Annotated in this window: 10 protein-coding genes and 1 pseudogene; 4 read left to right on the top strand and 7 right to left on the bottom strand. The window is 74.3% G+C overall.

What is annotated here, in order from left to right; all coding sequences use genetic code 11:
• The first annotated feature begins 61 nt into the window (after positions 1-61).
• Positions 62-709 carry a hypothetical protein gene (locus ABD369_RS21565; protein WP_344638117.1) on the top strand — a complete coding sequence of 216 codons (648 nt, stop codon included), beginning with the start codon at positions 62-64 and terminating at the stop codon, positions 707-709.
• 264 nt (positions 710-973) lie between these two features.
• On the opposite strand, the gene ABD369_RS21570 is transcribed toward ABD369_RS21565, so the two are convergent.
• Positions 974-2,431, bottom strand: coding sequence for a cell division protein PerM (locus ABD369_RS21570; protein WP_344638118.1), 1,458 nt, complete (start codon positions 2,429-2,431; stop codon positions 974-976).
• A 174-nt stretch (positions 2,432-2,605) separates the two neighbouring features.
• On the opposite strand from ABD369_RS21570, the pseudogene ABD369_RS21575 reads away from it, so the two are divergent.
• A pseudogene (locus ABD369_RS21575) lies at positions 2,606-3,643 on the top strand (sigma factor-like helix-turn-helix DNA-binding protein); the annotation flags it as partial.
• A 746-nt stretch (positions 3,644-4,389) separates the two neighbouring features.
• Here the strand turns inward: ABD369_RS21575 and sucD are convergent.
• The 5 genes from sucD to ABD369_RS21600 form a co-directional block, all read right to left on the bottom strand.
• A complete protein-coding gene (gene sucD / locus ABD369_RS21580) occupies positions 4,390-5,280 on the bottom strand; it encodes a succinate--CoA ligase subunit alpha (protein ID WP_344638119.1) in 891 nt (296 codons plus the stop codon).
• Positions 5,281-5,297: 17 nt separating this feature from the next.
• Positions 5,298-6,473, bottom strand: coding sequence for an ADP-forming succinate--CoA ligase subunit beta (gene sucC / locus ABD369_RS21585; protein ID WP_344638120.1), 1,176 nt, complete (start codon positions 6,471-6,473; stop codon positions 5,298-5,300).
• 444 nt (positions 6,474-6,917) lie between these two features.
• Positions 6,918-8,132, bottom strand: a complete 1,215-nt coding sequence (locus ABD369_RS21590) for a VWA domain-containing protein (RefSeq protein ID WP_344638121.1) — start codon at positions 8,130-8,132, stop codon at positions 6,918-6,920.
• A 215-nt stretch (positions 8,133-8,347) separates the two neighbouring features.
• Complete coding sequence (locus ABD369_RS21595) at positions 8,348-10,873, bottom strand: DUF5682 family protein (RefSeq protein ID WP_344638122.1); 2,526 nt, start codon at positions 10,871-10,873, stop codon at positions 8,348-8,350.
• Positions 10,874-10,904: 31 nt separating this feature from the next.
• Positions 10,905-12,029, bottom strand: coding sequence for an ATP-binding protein (locus ABD369_RS21600; RefSeq protein ID WP_344638123.1), 1,125 nt, complete (start codon positions 12,027-12,029; stop codon positions 10,905-10,907).
• Positions 12,030-12,266: 237 nt separating this feature from the next.
• Between ABD369_RS21600 and ABD369_RS21605 the strand changes: the two genes are divergently transcribed.
• A complete protein-coding gene (locus ABD369_RS21605) occupies positions 12,267-13,592 on the top strand; it encodes an SWIM zinc finger family protein (RefSeq protein WP_344638124.1) in 1,326 nt (441 codons plus the stop codon).
• 277 nt (positions 13,593-13,869) lie between these two features.
• On the top strand, positions 13,870-15,546 hold the full coding sequence (locus ABD369_RS21610; protein ID WP_344638125.1) for a DUF5691 domain-containing protein: 1,677 nt from the start codon (positions 13,870-13,872) through the stop codon (positions 15,544-15,546).
• Positions 15,547-15,720: 174 nt separating this feature from the next.
• Here ABD369_RS21610 and icmB read toward each other — a convergent pair whose 3' ends face one another.
• Positions 15,721-16,128 (bottom strand): coenzyme B12-dependent isobutyryl CoA mutase small subunit, encoded by a 408-nt coding sequence (gene icmB, locus ABD369_RS21615; protein WP_145790664.1) that lies wholly within the window; start codon positions 16,126-16,128, stop codon positions 15,721-15,723.
• Between the last annotated feature and the right edge of the window lie 548 nt (positions 16,129-16,676).

The raw sequence follows: 16,676 nt of genomic DNA on the forward strand, positions 1-16,676 counted from the left end.
CGGCCCGCACCGATCGAACCGATCACACCGATCGCACCGACGAGAAGGAATGGCTGACCCGATGAGCAGCGGCGACGACACCGGCGAGCGCAACCCCTTCGCGCCCCCGCCGGCGGGCACCCCCGATCAGCCGTGGCAGCCGCGCACCCCGCAGCAGCCACCGGCCGCCCCCGAGGACGAGGACGACCGCCCCGCCGTACCGCCGCCGCACCCCTGGAGCCCGCACTACCAGGGCCGCTGGTCGGCCCCGCAGCCGCCGCAGACGCCGAAGTTCGATCCAGGCGACCCGCTGCAGCGCCGCTCCAGGTACGCCCTCAGCGCGGGCATGGGCGCCCTGTTCTGCGTGGTCACCGGCATCGCGTACGTGGCCCTGCTGCTCGGCGCGCTCGCCCTCTACTGGGGCATCAGCGCCCTGCGGGCCCCTCGGCAGGCCGCCGCTGCCACGGCCGACGGCACCGCCGGTACCGGCCGGGCCGGTGCACCCCCGATCGGCCCGCAGCCGGTCCGCCCGCAGACCCCGGCGGCCGTGGGCGGCCTGGTGACGGGGGGTGTCGCGGTGCTCTTCGTACTCAGCTTCCTCGGCGTCAACCTGTACTACCACGACTACGTGACCTGCGTGAGCGACGCCCTCACGGCCGAGGCCCAGCAGGGCTGCAGCCCGCTCGGCCCGAAGATCCTGGTCGACCTCTACAACGGCGCCAACCAGTAGCGGGGCATCCGCCGGGACGCGAGCGGACGGGTAGCCAGGCGGACGGGTAGTCGGGTGTGCGGGGCTCGTGCGGGCGGCGGGTAGCCGTGCGGGCGTGTCGGCAGGCGGTACGGATCGCGCGCAGGCGTGTCCTCCGGCCGCGTGGCCGCTCGCGCGGCTCCCGAGGCCCTGGTCGGCGTGGGTGCGGGGTCACGGCGTCGCTGCCCGGCCGCGGTGTCCGGGCGGCCTCCCGTGGCCCTGACGTTGTGCCCTGCCGTGGGGCGTTCAGCGCCGAGGGGGCAGGCGGTCGGCGGCGCGGGTCAGGGTGCGGTGGAGGGCCAGCCGGGTGAGAGCGGCGCGGCGGCGGGCGACAGTGGTGCACCGGCCCCACCAGGTGGGCGCGGTACCGCGGGTGAGCCACCAGCGGCCTAGCAGTGCCCCGGGCAGCGTGACCGCGGCCAGCCAGCCCGCGGCGGCCGGTCCGGCCAGCCACGGGACGGGCCCGAGTTCGGACATCCGCCCGCCCGCGAGCGCGCCACCCGACAGCCAGGCGCAGAGCGCGGCCCCGGCCCCGGTCAGCAGGGCGCTGCCGAGCGCCGCGACGGCGGTGGCCACCGGATGCCACGGCCGTGCGTCCGTCCCGGTCTCCGCACCGGTCGCCACCCCTGCCACCGGCTCCGGCTCAGGTCTGCCCTCCTCGTCCTGCACGGCCGTCCCGCCCCGCGCCGGCCTCCAGCTCCGTTCCCCGGCCGCCGCCCGGCCGATCAGCACCGCCGGCACCACCCCCGCGAACAGCGGAAGCGCGCACGCCGCCAGCCGCCAGCCCGCTCCGCCGGCCTCGGGCAACAGCGCGAAGAGCGGGAAGTCGGGCAGCGGGCCGAGCCGGGTGCCGGTCGGTGCGACGGCCGTGCCGGTGCCCACGGCGAAGCCCGGTCCGAGCGTGTACGAGGCGGCCCACAGCACCGCGTTGGGGAGCAGCAGCAGACAGGCGACGAGCAGCCCGGCGTACCCGGCCATGCTCTCGTCCACGGCCCGGGCCGATCGCCCGGTGGCACCGAGGCCGGTCAGCAGGGCGGCGAGCAGGAGCAGTCCGCCCGCCGCCACCAGGCCGGACCCCCCGGCCGCGGCGGCCCGGCGGATCGCGGGGCCGCCGCCGGTCGGCACGGCCCACGACGGCAACCAGGTCCGTGAGCGTACGCCGGAGCGTGCCGGCCACCAGCCGCACTCGGGGCGCGCCCCTCCGATGACCGTGCCACTCAGCAGCGCGGCGGCGGCCAGTACCGCGACGGCGACCATGTCGTACGCCGGGCGGGACCGGAACGGCCCCTCCCCGGCGCACCCGGAGACCACGGCCACCGCGACACCCAGATACCCGGCGCACACCATCAGGGGAGCCCGCCACTGGACCGGCTGGCGCCGTCCGACGTGCGCCCCCGTCCGGTAGAGCAGCGTCACGGTGAACAGGGTCGGCAGCAGCGGGGTGAGGGTCACCTGAGTCATCTGGTCGGCATCGGTCAGCGGCCCGCCGTGGCCGAGCAGCCAGAGCGCGCAGACCAGCCGCCCCGCACCGGAGGGCGTGTCGTCCGCGTACGGGGTCAGCACCCAGAGCCCGAGGACGGGGACACCGATCGCGGCAAGGGTGACCAGTCCCACCCGCACTCCGGTGAGCAGGTCGGCGATGACCGGACGGGCGCCCAATTCTCCCGGTACGTCCAGCATCGGACGGCCCATCAGCTGCGTCATGGGCCTCATGGTCCCAACTCCGACCCGTTGTGCCCCGTCAAGCGGCAAAACCTCGACGTGTCCCGGATTATTTGCTTATGTGCCAAGTTTGCACGCGTAGCCGCGCCAGGTGACGCGGTGACGACGACACCCGCAACGGCACGCAGTCACCCGGATGCCGCCAGACTGCTCCGGGTGCTGTCGCCGCGTGAGGCCCAGATCCTGGCCATGCTGGCTGCCGGTACCGAGCTCCAGGCCGTCGCCTGGGAACTCGGCATCGCCTCGAACACGGCGCGCAGCCACCTGACCCGGGCCGTGCGGAAGCTGGGCCTGCGGACCAAGGAGGAGGCCGTCGCCCTGGCGGCCGTCCTCGTCGCACCGGGCCCGGCACCGTCCGCCGACCGGGCGCAGGCGGCGGCCCCGACGGACGCCCTGGACACGGCAGGACCGAGCGACGCTCAGGACGCGGGCCCGGACGGCACGCAGGGCGCAGCTGGCACGGCCGGTGCTCGGGAGGCGGGTCGGGCCGGCGCGAAGGGCACGGCTGGCACGGCCGGTGCCCGGGACGCCACGGACTCGGACGAGGCGCAGCACACCGCAGTCCCGGACGGAGCCCCGGAGGCCGCCCGACCCCCGGAGGTGCTCTGGGGAGCCGGCTGGACCCCCGGCCGGTCCCGGGCCGGCACGGCACCAAAGGACGCGAACGGCATCCTGTACGACCCGATCGACGGCAAACCCGTCCCGCCGCGGCTCGTCTTCGCCGACTTCGACGCGCTGTGCACCGTCACGCACACCCGGCTGGTGCAGCAGACCTTCCTGCTCACCGGCTGCCGTCACCGCGCCGTGCACATCGTGCGTCTGGCGCTCGGTGTCGCCGGCCGCCGGTGGCACCAGATGTCGCGGCTGCCGGACCCGGAGCGCTGGGTGCGCTCGTACGCGTTCGAGACCGCGCTCTCCCCCTGGCGCCGGGGCGGCCCCCGGCGCACCCACCGCTTCTGGCGTCTGCCGCGCCCGCGGATCAAGGTCTGCCCGGTCAGCCAGGACCGTCAGGCCGACCCCGGCCGGGAACGGTTGACATCCCGTGACCGGGCGCTGCTCAGGGCGCTCCGGCGGCTCTCCCGCCCTCAGCGCCACGCGCTGGTGCTGCACGACGCGCTCGGGCTGCCCGTCGCCGAGGTCGCGGTGGAGGTCGAGTCCAGTACGGCGGCGGCCGAGAGCCGGGTGCGCCGGGCGCGGGCCGCGCTGGTGCGGTCCGTGCCCGACCTGGTGGGCCGGGATCCGTCGGCACCGGGGTTCGGCGAGCAGTTGGCCACCCTGCTGTACCGGGCGGCGGTGCACGGCTGCCCGGCGCCGCGCCGGCCGTCGCCGCTGCGGTTGAGGGTGCAGGCCGGGCTGCGCAGCGGGCTGCCGACGGCGGCCGCCGGGCTGGTGGTGCTGGTGGTGGGCGCGGCGATCGTGGCGGTCGCGATCGGCTACGGCCCGTCGCGGCTGATGCGGCCGTCCGCCCCGGTGCCGCCGCCGCTGTGCACCGGGCCGGGCAGCGGCGGCGCGGGACCGCTGCTGCCGGGCAGCGAGGCCGGACTGCGCACCGTGTGGTGCGGGCCGACGCCCGGCCGGCCGCTGCCGATGGTGGCCCCTCCCCCGCTTCGTCAGCGGCGGCCCAAGACCATGTCGACTCCGGGGCTCAGACCGCCTCGGCCCGAGCGCGGCGCGGCCGGGCGGGGCACGTCGAGCGCCGAGGGGATGCAGCTACCGGGGACGCCGGTCGCCCGTGCCGCCCAGGCAGTGCCGGGGGCTGCGGCTCTGTCCGGCGGCCTCGCCGACCGACCTTCCGCTGCCGATCTGGCCGACCGCCTGGGAGGAGTGACGGCGGCGCAGCTGGCGTGGGCACGGACACACAGCGGCGCCCCTACCGGTGGGCAGGGGCGCCGCTGCGAACGCTCGGCTACGGCTCAGCGGCTAGCGCTGCGCCGTACGGCTCACTTGTTGGCGTCGAAGAGCTCGCGAGCCAGGCGGGCGGTCTCGGACGGCGTCTTGCCGACCTTGACGCCGGCGGCCTCGAGGGCCTCCTTCTTCGCCTGGGCGGTGCCGGAGGAGCCGGAGACGATGGCGCCGGCGTGGCCCATGGTCTTGCCCTCGGGGGCGGTGAAGCCCGCGACGTAGCCGACGACCGGCTTGGTGACGTGCTCGGCGATGTAGGCCGCGGCACGCTCCTCGGCGTCGCCGCCGATCTCACCGATCATGACGATGAGCTCGGTCTCCGGGTCCTCCTGGAACGCCTTGAGGGCGTCGATGTGGGTGGTGCCGATGACCGGGTCACCGCCGATGCCCACAGCGGAGGAGAAGCCGATGTCCCGCAGCTCGTACATCAGCTGGTAGGTCAGCGTGCCGGACTTGGAGACCAGACCGATCTTGCCGGCCTTGGTGATGTCCGCCGGGATGATGCCCGCGTTGGACTGTCCGGGGGAGATCAGGCCGGGGCAGTTCGGGCCGATGATGCGGGTCTTGTTGCCCTTGGCACCGGCGTAGGCCCAGAAGGCCGCGGTGTCGTGGACCGGCACACCCTCGGTGATGACGACCGCGAGGCCGATCTCGGCGTCGATCGCCTCGACAACGGCGTCCTTGGTGAACTTCGGCGGCACGAAGATGACGGTGACGTCGGCACCGGTCTTCTCGATGGCCTCGGCAACGGAGCCGAAGACCGCGACCTCGGTGCCGTCGACGTCAACGGTGGTGCCGGCCTTGCGCGGGTTCACGCCACCGACGATCTGGGTGCCCGAGGCGAGCATCCGGCGGGTGTGCTTCATGCCCTCGGAGCCGGTCATGCCCTGGACGATGACCTTGCTGTCCTTGGTAAGGAAGATAGCCATGGTTAAAGTCCCCTTCCTTACTTCTGGTTGGCCAGCTCGGCGGCGCGGTCGGCCGCACCGTCCATGGTGTCCACCTGCTCGACCAGCGGGTGGTTGGCGTCGGTCAGGATCTTGCGACCCAGCTCGGCGTTGTTGCCGTCCAGACGGACGACGAGCGGCTTGGTGACCTGCTCGCCCTTCTCCTCGAGGAGGGCCAGGGCCTGCACGATGCCGTTGGCGACCGCGTCACAGGCGGTGATGCCACCGAAGACGTTGACGAAGACCGACTTGACGTCGGCGTCGCCCAGGATGATCTCCAGGCCGTTCGCCATGACCTCGGCGGAGGCGCCGCCACCGATGTCGAGGAAGTTGGCGGGCTTGACGCCACCGTGGTTCTCACCGGCGTAGGCGACGACGTCCAGGGTGCTCATGACGAGACCCGCGCCGTTGCCGATGATGCCGACCTCACCGTCGAGCTTGACGTAGTTGAGGTTCTTGGCCTTGGCGGCGGCCTCCAGCGGGTTGGCCGCGGCGTGGTCGACCAGCGACTCCATCTCCGGCTGACGGAACTCGGCGTTCTCGTCCAGGGAGACCTTGCCGTCGATCGCGATGAGCTTGCCCTCACCGCTCTTGACCAGCGGGTTGACCTCGACGAGGAGGGCGTCCTCGGCGACGAAGGTCTTCCACAGGGTCTGCAGAACCTCGGCGGCCTGCTCGGCGATCTCGGCCGGGAACTTGGCCGCGGCGACGATCTCGGCGGCCTTCTCCGGGGTGACACCCTCGTTGGCGTCGACCGGGACCTTGGCGAGGGCCTCGGGCTTGGTGGCCGCGACCTCCTCGATGTCCATGCCGCCCTCGACGCTGGCCATGGCCAGGAAGGTGCGGTTGGTGCGGTCGAGCAGGAAGGAGACGTAGTACTCCTCCTTGATGTCCGCGGTCTGGGCCAGCATCACCTTGTGGACGGTGTGGCCCTTGATGTCCATGCCGAGGATCGCCCCGGCCTTGGCGACGGCGTCCTCCGGGTCCGAGGCGAGCTTGACGCCACCGGCCTTGCCCCGGCCACCGACCTTCACCTGCGCCTTGATGACGGCGCGGCCACCGAAGCGCTCTGCGATCGCGGCAGCAGCCTCGGGGGTCTCGATGACCTCGCCGTCCAGCACGGGCACGCCGTGCTTGGCGAAGAGGTCCCTCGCCTGGTACTCGAACAGGTCCACGTGTGTTCGTCCTTGTTCGTGGTCGCGGATTGTGTTCTACGAGCGTGCCACGGCAGGATCTTCGCTGCGGGTCGTCGGGGCTGGGCAGGTACGCAGATGTACGGCCTTGCGGCCTGCGGAGCCTCGGGCGCACACGTCAATCAACACGCGCGTCACGTCCGTCTGGCAGGTTATCCCCGTACGACGGCCGTGTTTCGCCCCGGGCCCGCTCCTGTTTGGTGAGAACCGTCACAACGGGCGCATCCGAGCGTGTCGTGCGCCCAGCTCACAGCGGGTATGCCGATCGGGTGAGAGCCCTGTGCGGGACTCGCGACCCGCAGGTGACGGGCGGCGGCCCTTCCGGCCCTGTCCCTGCCCCGCCCCGGTCCTCACTTCCGCTCCGGCCCTCGTCCCTCCGGCCGTCCTCATGCCCCTTCCGGGTGGTCTTCGGCGTCGACTACGTGGTCAGTCCTGCTTCGGTATCGGCAGGGGCCGCTTCTCGATCGCGGCGGCCATGATCTCCGGGAAGGCGTCCGGTGTGCAGGCGAAGGCCGGGGCACCGAGCTCGGCCAGCGCGGCGGCGTGCGCGTGGTCGTACGCCGGGGCGCCCTCGTCCGAGAGCGCCAACAGCGCGATGAACTGCACGCCCGCCGCCTTCATCGCGGCCACCCGCTTGAGCATCTCGTTGCGGATGCCGCCCTCGTACAGGTCACTGATCAGCACCACGATGGTCTCGGACGGGCGGGTGATCTTCGACTGGCAGTAGGCGAGGGCGCGGTTGATGTCCGTACCGCCGCCGAGCTGGGTGGCGAACAGGACGTCCACCGGGTCGGTCAGCTGCTCCGTCAGGTCGACCACCGAGGTGTCGAAGACGACCAGCCGGGTGGCCAGGCTCTTCATCGACGCCAGCACCGCGCCGAACACCGCCGAGTGCACCACCGACGGCGCCATCGAACCCGACTGGTCGATGCAGAGGATGACGTCCTTCTTCACCGCCCGCTGGGCCCGGGCGTACCCGATCAGGCGCTCGGGCACCACCGTGCCACGACCGTCAGGACCCGCGTCGGGCAGGTAGTTCTTGAGGTTGGCCCGGATGGTGCGATCCCAGTCGATGTCGCGGTGGCGCGGGCGGTTGACCTTGGCGCTGCGGTCCAGGGCGCCGCCGAGCGTCGCCCTCGTCCGGTCCGCGAGGCGGCGCTCCAGCTCGGCGACCACCTTGCCGACCACCATCCGGGCCGTCTCCCTGGTGGTGGCGGGCAGGGCGTGCTTCAACGAGAGCAGCGTGCCGACCAGATGCACGTCCGGCTCGACCGCCTCCAGCATCTCCGGCTCCAGCAGCAGCCGGTCCAGGCCCAGGCGGGTGATCGCGTCCTGCTGCATCAGCTGGACCACCGAGGTGGGGAAGTACTCCCGGATGTCCCCCAGCCAGCGGGCCACCTGCGGCGCCGACCCGCCGAGCCCCGCGCTGCGGGCGCCCTGCCGCCGGCCGGCCGCCGGGTCACCCCCACCCCGGTAGAGCGCGGCGAGCGCGTCGTCGATCGCGGTGTCCCGGCCGGTGAGTCGGCAGCCGGTGCCGTCGGACTCGCCCCCGAGCACGAGCCGCCACCGGCGCAGCCGCTCGGCGGCGCCGTCCTGGAGGGGGGCGGTGGGGTCGGTGGCGGGATCGGCGGCGGTGGGCATCTCGGTCTCCTCGTCTGGAGAGCTCTCGGGAGAGAGCTCTCGGGTTCGAAGGCGGCTGCTCGGCGGACTGGGGCGTGGCGGCCGGGGCTCGGCGGCAGGGCTCGGCGGTGGAACTCGCCTGCGGGATTCGATCTGCGCGCTGTCAGCTTCTCGGACGGCACTGACATCGATGCCGATGCTCGGGTTCCGATGGGCCGGTCCCCTCCCTGGCCGGGTCAGCGGGCTCGGCGGTCGGACTGGCGGGGGATGCGGGGCGGTCCGGGGTTGCCGGAGGGGGCCGGGAGGCCGAGCAGCAGTGCGAGGGTGGGGAGTGCGGCGTCGGCCCTGGACTGGTCGAGACGGACGGCGGCGCGGGCGGCGGTCGGACCCGTGCCGAGGGGACCGGCGGCGACCCGCTCGCCGACCGTGCGCCGGACACCTGCCTCCAACTCGGCGAACGTCCGTCGGAGCAGCGGCAGTACGTCGACGAAGACCTCGCCGGACACACCACACAGCCACGCGTCGAGCAGACCTAGCAGCCGGGTGTCGTGCAGCAGCAGGGCGCCACCGCCGGCGAGGAAGCCCTCCACCCAACCCGCCGCGTCCGCAGGGGAGTTGGCGACAGAGAGGACCAGCCCCATCCGGCGCCCGGCCTCCTCGGAGTCGAGCCGGCCGTCGTCCAGCAGCAGCCGGACGGCGCGGCCGCGCAGCAGCCCGGGCACTCCGGTGGCCGGCCCTGCGGACGGCTCCCGGCGGGAGAGCGCGAGCAGCGTCGCGGCCCACCGGTCGGCGGGCGAGTCGTCCCCGCCCGGAACGGCGGCGACGGCGGGAGCGTCGTGCGAGTCCGCGCGGCCGTTCTCCGCCGTACCCGGGGCGGTGGCTCCCTCGGTCTGCGTACCGGCCGGGCGGCCCGTCTCCGCCGCGGGGTCGACCTGTGCCGACGCCAGCAGGCCGACTGCGGTGTGCACGGCGTCGAGACGGGCGCGCATGGCGGCGGCGCCGTCCGCGTCCAGGCCGGTGCAGGCGGACGGGAGGCCGATGCAGATGCGGTCGGCGAGGCTGCGGGCGACGCCCTCCAGGGCACTGCTGTCGGTGCCCCGGACGTCGCCGTAGCGCAGCGCCCGGACCAGCGCGGGGAGGGCGTCGGCGAGGTGGGCGACGTCGGTGTCGAGGGCGGCCCGGTCGCCCAGGACCCGCATCACGGCCGGCAGTGCGGTGGACAGCCCGGCGAGCAAGCAGCGTTCGGCGAGGCCGGTGAGCCGGGCGAGCTCGGTGGTGCCGAGCGCCGTCTCGACGGCCTTGCCGGTCGCGGCGTCCTCGACCGTGGTGCCCCACTGTGCGGCTTCGACGACGCGCACCGCGAACTCCGGCTCCCAGCGCAGTCGCCAGCTCTCCCGGAAGGTGCCGGTGGAGTTGACGGCGGACCGGGCCGGGGTGCCCCAGTCGACGCCCAGCAGGCGCAGCCGGTGCAGGAGCCGGGACCGGGCGGCATCCAGCTCCTTTCGCAGGTCGAGGTCGAGCTGACGCTCCTCGGGCTCCGGCTTGAGCCGGAGGCTGCGCTGCAGCCGGGCGAGGTCGCGCTGGAGCGGTACGGCGGGCACCGCCTCCGGGACCTCGCCGAGGGCGTCGCCGACCACCAGACGGTCGTGCACCAGGGCGAGGGCGATGTCGGAGCCGTCGCACATGACGGACCGTACGGCGTCGAGGGTCTCGGTGAGCCCCGCGAGCGGACGGCCGCGCATCACCGCGAGCGAGTCGGCGAGCCGGACGGCCTCGATGACATGGGCGGAGGAGACCGGGTGGTCCTCCGCGCGGAGCAGCTCGGCGACCTTGGTCATCCAGCGGGTCACCGGCTCGGAGCCGGCGGTGAAGAGGTGGTGGTACCAGCCGGGCGAGTCGATGCCGGCGCCGTAGCCGGTGTGCTGGGAGAGCCTGCGGTGGGTCCACGGCACCCAGGTGATGTCGGTCTTCGGCTTCTTCGGCAGCCCGGCGAGCAGGGCGCGGTCGTGGGCGACGGTCGGCATGGACTGCAGGGCGGGAACGTGCCAGGCGCCGCAGACCACGGCGATCCGGGTGTGCCCGGCGCGGCGGGCGGCACGGATCTGCTGGCGCATGTGGGCCTCGCGCAGCTCGTCCCGGCGGCCGACGGCCACGGCGGTGCCGGAGCCCGGCTCGCGCAGGGCGTTCATCGCCTCGGCGACGGCCGCGAAGGGGGCGAGTGCGTCGGCGCCGGGCGCGCGGTGCTCGATGACGTCCTCCCACCAGCGCTCGGGGTCGTCGTGGCCGGCGGCCTCGGCGAGTGCGCCGATCGGGTCGTGGACGACCGGCGCCGTACCCGCCGGCACGGTGCCGCAATCGCCGTCGGTGTCGCTCGCCGGCCCGGTGCCGGTGCCCGGTGCCGGGGAAGTGCCCCCCGGCACTCCCCCGGCGGCCTCCGCCAGGGCGAAGGTCTGGGCAGCGGGCAGGTCGATGAACCTGACCGGGAGCTCGTGCTCGACCGCGTACCGGATGGCGACCCATTCGGGCGAGAAGACCGCGAAGGGCCAGAACGCGGCCCTGGCCGGGTCGTCGACGACATGGGCGAGCAGGGCGACGGGCGGCACCATGTCCTTCTCGCCCGCCAGCGCGATGATCTGATCTGCCTCCGGCGGGCCCTCGATCAGGACGGCGTCCGGCCGCAGTTGCTCCAGCGCGGCGGCCACCGCACGGGCGGAGCCGGGCCCGTGGTGCCGTACGCCCAGCAGAGTCACCTCGGTACTCATGGTGTCCTCCCCTCTCGGTTGGTCCGGTGGATCAGCGGGAGTGCTCGCGGGCGGCGCGGTAGAAGTCCTTCCAGCCGTCCCGCTCGCGGATCACGCCCTCGACGTACTCGCGCCAGACCGCCTGGTCGGCCACCGGGTCGCGGACGACGGCGCCGGCGATGCCGGTGGTGACGTCGGCGGCGCGCAGCACGCCGTCGCCGAAGTGGGCTGCCAGGGCGAGGCCGTTGGTGACCACCGAGATCGCCTCGGCCGTGGAGAGGGTGCCGCTGGGCGTCTTGACCTTGGTACGGCCGTCGGCGGTGATGCCGTCACGCAGCTCGCGGAAGACGGTGACGACCCGTCGGATCTCCTCGGCGCCGCCGGGCAGGTCGGGCAGGTCGAGCGAGCGGCCGAGCTGGTTGACCCGGCGGGTGACGATGTCGACCTCCTCCTCCAGCGTGGCGGGCAGCGGCAGCACCACGGTGTTGAACCGGCGGCGGAGCGCGCTGGAGAGGTCGTTGACGCCGCGGTCCCGGTCGTTGGCGGTGGCGATCAGGTTGAAGCCGCGGACGGCCTGGACCTCGGTGCCGAGCTCGGGTACCGGCAGTGTCTTCTCGGACAGGATGGTGATCAGGCTGTCCTGGACGTCGGCCGGGATGCGGGTCAGCTCCTCGACCCGGGCGATCTTGCCGTCGGCCATCGCCCGCATCACCGGGGAGGGCACCAGGGCCTCCCGACTGGGGCCCTGTGCGAGCAGCTGGGCGTAGTTCCACCCGTAGCGGACGGCCTCCTCGGGCGTACCCGCGGTGCCCTGGACGAGCAGGGTGGAGTCGCCGCTGATCGCGGCGGCGAGGTGCTCGGAGACCCAGGTCTTCGCGGTGCCCGGGACACCTAGCAGCAGCAGCGCGCGGTCGGTGGCCAGCGTGGTGACGGCGACCTCGACGACCCGGCGCGGGCCGATGTACTTGGGAGTGATCACGGTGCCGTCAGGCAGTTCACCGCCCAGCAGGTAGGTGGCGACGGCCCAGGGCGAGAGCCGCCAACGCTCGGGGCGCGGCCGGTCGTCGTGGGCGGCGAGGGCGGCCAGCTCGGCGGCGAAAGCGTCCTCGGCATGCGCGCGCAGGACCTCGGCCGGGGCCTCGGACCGAGCTGTGGATTCACTCGAAAGGATGGTCATCAAAAGCTCCTCGGAGTCGGCCGCCGAGCCCCTGCGAGGGGGCGCCCGGGCGGTGGTGGATCGGTGGGGAGCATCGGCGCAGATGTCTTCTGACGTGCGAAGACGGGTGGGTCGTACGTACGTTCCCGACTCGCAGGAACAACCATGCACCCGCCCACTGACAACCGACGCCCGACCGGTGACCGGACGTCAGTTCCCCCAGTCCGGCTGTCAGTGGCCCGTCCTAGCGTCGTCGGCATGGAGGAACGCTGGAGCACCGAACACGTCCTGTCCCTCGCACCCGACCAGGCGTCGTGCAAGGCGGCCGGGAAGCTGTCCGCGCCCGCTCCCTGGTCGCAGGTCGGCTGGGGGCAGGGCGCTCTGTGGGGGCAGTGCAAGGGCAGCGGCGGCACGCCGTACCGGACGGTGGTCGAACTGGCCACTCCCGCGTACAAGTGCACCTGCCCCAGCCGGAAGTTCCCGTGCAAGCACGCCCTGGGCCTGCTGCTGCTCTGGAGCGGCAGCCCGGAGGCGGTCGCCGAGGGCGCCGAGCCACCGGATTGGGCCACCGAATGGCTGGAAGGACGTCAGCAGCGCAGTGAGCAGGTCGCGCAGCGGCTGGCGGCCAGGGCGGAGGCCGAGGCGGCCGACCCGGCGGCGGCCAGGCGCCGGGCCGACCGGCGGGCCGCCAGGGTCGCGGCGGGCGCCCAGGAGCTGCGGCTGCGGCTGGCCGACCGGGTCCGGCACGGGCTCGCCGACCACTCCACGGCCGCTGGCGACTGGGGCGAGGTCGCGGCCCGGATGATCGACGCCCAGGCCCCCGGGCTGGCCGCCCGGGTCAGGGAGTTGGACGGCACCCCGCAGGACGGCCTGCTCGCCGAGTACGCGCTGCTGCACCTGCTGGCCGGGGCGTACGGCCGGGCCGACCGGCTGCCCGACCCGCTGGCCGCCACGGTGCGGGCCCGGGTCGGCTACACCACCGACACCGCCGAGCTGCTCGCCGGGCCGACGGTGCGGGACCGCTGGCTGGTGCTCGGCGCCCGTGACACCTCGGACGAGCGGCTGACCACCCGCCGGATCTGGCTGCGCGGCGCCAAGACCGGCCGCCCGGCCCTGCTGCTCTCCTTCGGCCGCCCCGGCCAGGCTCCCGACCTTGCCCTCCCCACCGGCCGCCTGCTGGAGGCCGAGCTGGCCTTCCACCCGGGCGTCCGCCCCCTGCGGGCCGTCCTCGGCACCCGGTACGGTGCCCCCGGGGCAGGGCCGGCCGAGGCGCCCAGCGGCCTCTCGGTGGCCGAGGCGGTCACCGAGTACGGCGCGGCGGTCGCGGACGATCCGTGGCTGGAGTCCTGGCCGACCACGCTGAGCGGTGTCGTGCCCGTCCTGGCCGCCGAGGGCTGGCAGCTGACGGATGGCCTGCACAGCGTCCCGGTCCGCCGCGGCAGCGCCCCGGAGTCCGCGCTCTGGCGGCTGGCCGCCGTGTCGGCCGGCCACCCGGTGACCCTCTTCGGGGAATACGGCCACACGGGCTTCGCCCCGGTCACCGCCTGGGGCCACGACCACCGCCCGACGGGGGTGGCCCAATGACCCTCCGTCCCGGTCCGCCGCGCGACCGGCCGGCCGTGGCAGAGCACGCCGGAGCCGGTCGGCGCCCACCGTCCTCCCACCGCATCGGCAGCGGGCGGCGGGCGGCCGGGCCGCACACCCCGACTCGCCCGCCCCGTACGGCCGGTGGCCCGATCCCCTCCGTTCACCGGGGCCGGCCGGGGCCGGCCCCCGCACGCACCGCGGCGCACCCGGTCCCACCGGCCGCCGTACGCACCGCCGCAGGCCGCCCGGCCCGCCCGAGCAGAGGAGCCAACCAGTGACCGCTCTCACCACCGCCGGCGACAGCTGGGAAGAACTCCAGACCACCGCCATGCTGGGCACCGACCGCCGTCCGCTGCCCGCCCTGACCGGCTCGCCGGCGCTGAGCGCGGCGGCCCAGGCCGTGGAGCGTGCCGACGCCGCCACCGCGCTGCTGGAGCTGGCCGCGCTGGAGACGGTCCGCCGCCGGGCCGGGGCGGTGGCCGCCGAGGCCGACGGGCTGCCCGAGCCAGCCGCCCCCGACCCGCGCCGCGAGCTGCCCGAGGCGGCGGCCAGGCGGCTTGCCGTCCTGGTCGGCGGGCGGAGCAGCGCGGGCATGGTGGCCAACCTCGGCGAACTGCTGCCGCAGTGGCTCGCCACTGCCCGGGAGCATGGCTTCCGAGCGCCCGCCGCTCTGCTCCCCGCGCTGTTGGACGCGGCCCGGGCCCGCAGCGAGCTGCGGCCCGACGCGGTCGCGCTGGCCGGCCCGCTGGGCCGCTGGCTGGCCGAGCGGAACCCGGACTGGCGGTTCGTCACCCGCACCGCGGTCGAGCCGGGCCGCTCCGCCAGTGCCGCAGGCGGCGCCTCGGGGGGCGGGGGCGGCACCGCCCCGGCCGATCCGGGTGACCGGATATGGGAGGAGGGCCTGTTCGCCGAGCGGGTCACCCACCTCACCAGGCTCCGCCGCAGCGCTCCGGCCGCCGCCCTCGACCTGCTGCGCGGCACCTGGTCCACCGAGCGCGCCGAGGACCGCCTGCTCTTCCTGGACGCCCTGCAGGAGGGCCTCTCCCCACTCGACGAGCCGTTCCTGGAGGCCGCGCTCTCGGATCGCAGCAAGAACGTCCGGAGTACGGCCGCCGAACTGCTCTCCACCCTGCCGAGGTCGGCGCTCGCCGCCCGGATGGCGGAGCGCGCCCGCGCCGCCGTGCGCCTGGTCCGCCCGGCCGGCGAGACGGGTGGCACCCGATTGGTGGTCAGCCCTCCCGTCGAGTGCGACTCGGCGATGCAGCGGGACGGCATACCGCCCAAGTCGCCGACCGGGCGTGGCCAGCGGGCCTGGTGGTTCGGCGAGATCATCGCTGCGGCACCGCTCGACCTGTGGACCAGCGACACCGGCCTCACCCCCGAACAGCTGCTCCGCCTTCCCGTCGTCGACGCCGATGTCGACCTCACCGGCCAGGGCGGCGACGGCTCGGTGCAGGCCGGGAGTTGGGCCGACGACCTGCGGGAGGGATGGGCGCGGGCCGCCGTCCGCCAACAGCACGTCGAGTGGGCCCGGGCCCTGCTCGGCCCGAGTCCTCGCCCGGGCCAGGCCGGCGCTACGGTGGGCGCACCGGCCAAACTGCTCGCCGTTCTGCCACCGGCCGAACGGGCCGCCTGGACGGCCGCGTTCATCGAGAGCCACGGACTCGGCGAGGCGTTCCAGCTGCTGGGCGCCTGCGCCACCCCGTGGACACCGCCGCTGAGTACCTCCGTGGTGGCGGCACTTGAGCGCTCGGCCCGCACCGGGGCCTACCCCTGGAGCCACAGCGGGGTACTCGGTATGACGGAGCGCGCGCTGGCTCCCGAAACCGCCCCGGCCGTCGAGGCGCTGGCATCCGGCGCCGCACCGGACACCGCCTGGGCCGACACCTTCAACCGGCTGGCCGCGACACTGCGCTTCCGGGAGGCGATGCTGACCGAGCTGAACGTCTGATCGCCGCCCCGTCTGGTGGGCCGGCGGCCCGGATCACCCGTACGACCGCCTCGGGAGCGCGCGTCGGCACCCCCGAGGCGTCGGGGCCCTGGTGCGAGCGTGGCCGACTGCCGGGGCCTGCCTCAGCCGGCGACGCGGAGAAAGGCCTCAGCCCGCAATGCGGAGGGCACGGTCTCAGCCGGCGGCACGGAGGTTGGCCTCGACCCAGGCGACCACGTCCCGGGTCGGGGTGCCCGGGGTGAAGATGTCCGCGACACCGATCCGCTTGAGCTCGGCGATGTCCTCGTCCGGGATGATCCCGCCACAGAAGACCTTGATGTCGGCGGCGTCCCGCTCCTTGAGCAGTTCGATGACCCGCGCGCACAGGGTCATGTGCGCGCCCGAGAGGATCGACAGTCCAATACCGTCCGCGTCCTCCTGGATCGCGGTGTCCACGACCTGCTCCGGTGTCTGGTGCAGGCCGGTGTAGATGACCTCCATGCCGGCGTCGCGCAGTGCTCGAGCGATGACCTTGGCCCCGCGGTCATGACCGTCCAGCCCCGGCTTGGCGACCACCACTCGGATCGGCCCTGACACACCCATCACTGCCTCCTGGACCACGTTGTCCACCACAGCGGCCGACCGGGTCGGGCACGCGCGCGGTTAACCACCGATAACAGAACTGAGGGGAGGTTAGCGCCACCAGGACCGGTTGGCCGTTTCGGCCGTCAAGAGGAGGGGAAAATCACAGCACCACCCACCAGTCACCCCCGTACGTACCCACTTCCGCGCGGTGCGTACCCACTGCCGTGCCCCGCCGACCCCCGGGTCGGCGCCACCTGCGCCGCCGCGTGCACTGCGCGCGCCCGTATGTGCACTGCCCACGCCCGTCCCGGCACCGCAGACTCCTGGGTAAGCGCTGTCGCACCCGCCCATGCGGGCACCACTCGCACGAGCAACGCCTGGACGAACCCTGCCCAGAGCGACACCCGGGCGAGCGGTGCCCGGGTGGTCAACGCCCGTACCGGTGCTGCCTGTACGAGCGCTGCCCGCGCTAGGCAGTGTCCTGGCGATCACGAGCGAAGCCAGATGACGAGTGCGGCTGCGGTGACGGTGCCGAGGTAGACGTAGCCGCGCTTGTCGAATCTGGT

This window comes from Kitasatospora cystarginea (assembly GCF_039533515.1).
In the GTDB taxonomy this organism is placed as follows: domain Bacteria; phylum Actinomycetota; class Actinomycetes; order Streptomycetales; family Streptomycetaceae; genus Kitasatospora; species Kitasatospora cystarginea.

Excerpts from the sequence above, each read along its gene's own strand:
- ABD369_RS21565 (WP_344638117.1), top strand. The coding sequence starts at position 62 with ATGAGCAGCGGCGACGACACCGGCGAGCGCAACCCCTTCGCGCCCCCG.
- ABD369_RS21570 (WP_344638118.1), bottom strand. The coding sequence starts at position 2,431 with ATGACGCAGCTGATGGGCCGTCCGATGCTGGACGTACCGGGAGAATTG.
- sucD (WP_344638119.1), bottom strand. The coding sequence starts at position 5,280 with ATGGCTATCTTCCTTACCAAGGACAGCAAGGTCATCGTCCAGGGCATG.
- ABD369_RS21590 (WP_344638121.1), bottom strand. The coding sequence starts at position 8,132 with ATGCCCACCGCCGCCGATCCCGCCACCGACCCCACCGCCCCCCTCCAG.
- ABD369_RS21595 (WP_344638122.1), bottom strand. The coding sequence starts at position 10,873 with ATGAGTACCGAGGTGACTCTGCTGGGCGTACGGCACCACGGGCCCGGC.
- ABD369_RS21600 (WP_344638123.1), bottom strand. The coding sequence starts at position 12,029 with ATGACCATCCTTTCGAGTGAATCCACAGCTCGGTCCGAGGCCCCGGCC.
- ABD369_RS21605 (WP_344638124.1), top strand. The coding sequence starts at position 12,267 with ATGGAGGAACGCTGGAGCACCGAACACGTCCTGTCCCTCGCACCCGAC.
- icmB (WP_145790664.1), bottom strand. The coding sequence starts at position 16,128 with ATGGGTGTGTCAGGGCCGATCCGAGTGGTGGTCGCCAAGCCGGGGCTG.